2 protein-coding genes are annotated in these 702 nt (G+C 41.2%); one reads left to right on the forward strand and one right to left on the reverse strand.

The window, feature by feature from the left end:
• The coding region (locus DOT_RS01865) for a reverse transcriptase N-terminal domain-containing protein (protein ID WP_009613399.1) at positions 1-374 on the reverse strand (374 nt) is incomplete at its 3' end.
• 47 nt (positions 375-421) lie between these two features.
• Between DOT_RS01865 and DOT_RS31330 the strand changes: the two genes are divergently transcribed.
• Positions 422-702, forward strand: a 281-nt coding sequence (locus DOT_RS31330) for a hypothetical protein (RefSeq protein ID WP_207637024.1), incomplete at its 3' end; no start/stop codon positions are given.

Raw genomic sequence — 702 nt, forward strand, 5'->3', positions numbered from 1 at the left:
TTCCCATTTTTCTTAGGGATATATACTCTTCTTGCTGGTCTTAGCCTGATATATTTAATGTTATATTCTTTCAGGCGGTCATACAGCTTTATCCTGTCCCCTGATGTGAGTACGATTTGACCATCAATACCAGCAGTCTTTTTGCCCTTGTTTATTTGAGTAATCCTCTTAATTGACAAGAGTAGGTTAGCTTTGCTCCTAATCATTAGCCTTTGGAGTTTCCTGACTTTTCTTTTCTGCCCCAACTGTTCGGCACGAAAAATCCGTTGGCGAAGTTTCTTCACATATTCATTTATCTTTTTCCAGTCAAGTATTTCCCAGTCCTGAACACGTGGAGAAACAGCCGACATATTAAATTTATTAATAGTTTGCAAAACTTGTTTCCCCTTAAAGATTCTTCTTTACGTTTTCTTTCGTGTTGATGACCATGTGGAAGTCTGCCCTCTTTCGAGTAGGTTATGAGACCCTATCCAGCGGGTTATTGTTTCCCCTGGACTTTCGTCCTGCTGGCATTCGCTTTCTCCACAATCCCTTACCCTCTGGTATTGGGGTTCTCTTACGATTACCCTACCTCTTACAAGGAACACAAAGGGCTTATCAAGTTCCACTAACATTAGATGCAAATGGGGTAAGCATCCTTCTATACTCCGATGGATATGTGGGTTACTGCACGATTGCAATGCGATTCAATCTTTCCCATCC

It is taken from the genome of Desulfosporosinus sp. OT, assembly GCF_000224515.1.
GTDB lineage: Bacteria > Bacillota > Desulfitobacteriia > Desulfitobacteriales > Desulfitobacteriaceae > Desulfosporosinus.